The sequence below is a fragment of the Pseudoalteromonas sp. L23 genome (genome assembly GCF_021728455.1).
Lineage (GTDB): Bacteria > Pseudomonadota > Gammaproteobacteria > Enterobacterales > Alteromonadaceae > Pseudoalteromonas.
Genome location: NZ_JAKKCW010000050.1, coordinates 1 through 1,696, shown reverse-complemented (window position 1 = coordinate 1,696; position 1,696 = coordinate 1). Strand labels below are relative to the sequence as shown.

Here is a 1,696-nt window from a genome sequence, read left to right as displayed (position 1 = left end):
TGCTTTTCGCTCCATGTATCCAGAAGAAGCCAGAGAGAAAATTATTGGCTACACCACACTTGACTCTTATCAACCAGAAGAAGTAGAAGAGTTCATTAAAGATGATAAAAAAGCCTTGGAAACAGGGTATGCAGAGTGTTTGGAGATTATCAATTTCCCAGATGGTGGCGTAAGAACATTATTTACTCGCAAAAAGCGATTCTATGATGCCAAAGGCGCGACGTTTATTTTAGGGCTTTCCAGTGACGTGACCGAAAGGGAGCATCTTGTTGCTCAGTTAAAGCGCTCCAATGAAGCCTTAGACGAATTTGCTTATATTGCCTCTCACGATTTAAAAGCGCCACTCAATGCGATTTCCAAGTTGGTAACTTGGATTGATGAAGACTACGGCGATGAGTTACCCGAAGGCGCTAAGGAGAATTTTGATTTAATTCAGCAACGTGTATCAAGAATGAGTAAATTGCTCCATGACTTGCTGATTTACTCGCGGGTAAATCGAAAGCATAGCGAAAACGAAACGTTTGAATTCAGCGAGTTTACAAAAGAGATATATGACTCTATTGATATTGAGGCGAAGCTGAAATTGGAATGTACTTCTTTAATTGTCACCTTACCAAAAACAGCGCTTGAAGTAGTTACCCGCAATTTAATTAGTAACTCGCTTAAACATCATGATAGTGAAAATGGCTCACTAATAATCCACGTTAAAGAAAGCCCTGAAGAGTATGAAATGCATTTTATTGATGATGGACCGGGGATCCCACCTGAGTATAGAGAGAAAGTATTTGAAATGTTCCAAACGCTTAAACCTAGAGATCAACAAGAAGGTAGTGGTATGGGTTTGGCAATCATTAAAAAAGTGCTCAATCACTATGGTGGCTCGGTCGACATTGTGGATAGCAATGTTGGCACTGAGTTTGTGATCAAGTGGCCAAAAGTTGATACCAGAGTTAACCCAAATTAGGTATTCATTTTATGCAAAATAATGATATTACAGTGCTGGTCGTCGAGGATGATGACATTGACTTTATGACCGTAAAGCGTAGCTTTTCAAAACGCAAGATTATGAACCCTATGGTTCGGGCAATTGATGGCGTTGAAGCGTTAGAATTCTTACAAACTAAAAAAATAGATTATCCATTTATTGTTCTATTAGATTTAAAAATGCCTCGCATGGGTGGGCTTGAGTTTTTAGGTAAGTTGAGGGATGACCCAGAGTTAAAAGATACCGTTGTGTTCGTACTTACTACCTCGAAAGACGAAGATGATATTCATCATAGTTATGAAAAAAACGTAGCAGGATACTTTTTAAAAGAAGAAGCGAGTAACTCAATGATGAGCCTTGTTGATATGTTGGATGGATATTGGCGAATTGTACAGTTTCCAACGAAGTGATGAGGTGGTACATGAATATATTGCTTGTTGATGATGATATTGTTGATCGTAAAGTGATTCGCCGTTCCTTAGTGAAAGGTGGGATTGAACATCAATTGACAGAAGTTAGTACAGTAGAAGAAGGAATATTTGCGCTAGAAGAGCTTTGCTTCGACCTATTACTACTGGATTACAATATGCCGTCCAAAAATGGTTTGGACTTACTCATTGAACTTAAGCGCATCAATCATATTAAAGATCTAACCATAGTGATGATCAGCAATTCACATTCTGATGAACTGGTTTTGAAATGTCTAGATTT

General features: G+C 38.4%; 3 protein-coding genes. All 3 read left to right on the top strand.

The genetic code is table 11. The annotated features are described in order from the left end of the window. The coding region (locus L3V43_RS23625; protein ID WP_237117547.1) for a PAS domain-containing sensor histidine kinase at nt 1–964 on the top strand (964 nt) is incomplete at its 5' end. 11 nt (nt 965–975) lie between these two features. Further along, entirely contained in the window at nt 976–1,395 is a 420-nt protein-coding gene (locus L3V43_RS23620; RefSeq protein WP_237117546.1) for a response regulator, read from the top strand. A gap of 11 nt (nt 1,396–1,406) precedes the next feature. Continuing rightward, nucleotides 1,407–1,696, top strand: a 290-nt coding sequence (locus L3V43_RS23615) for a response regulator (RefSeq protein WP_237117545.1), incomplete at its 3' end; no start/stop codon positions are given.

Coding starts and splice junctions, on each gene's coding strand:
- L3V43_RS23620 (WP_237117546.1), top strand. CDS start 976: ATGCAAAATAATGATATTACAGTGCTGGTCGTCGAGGATGATGACATT.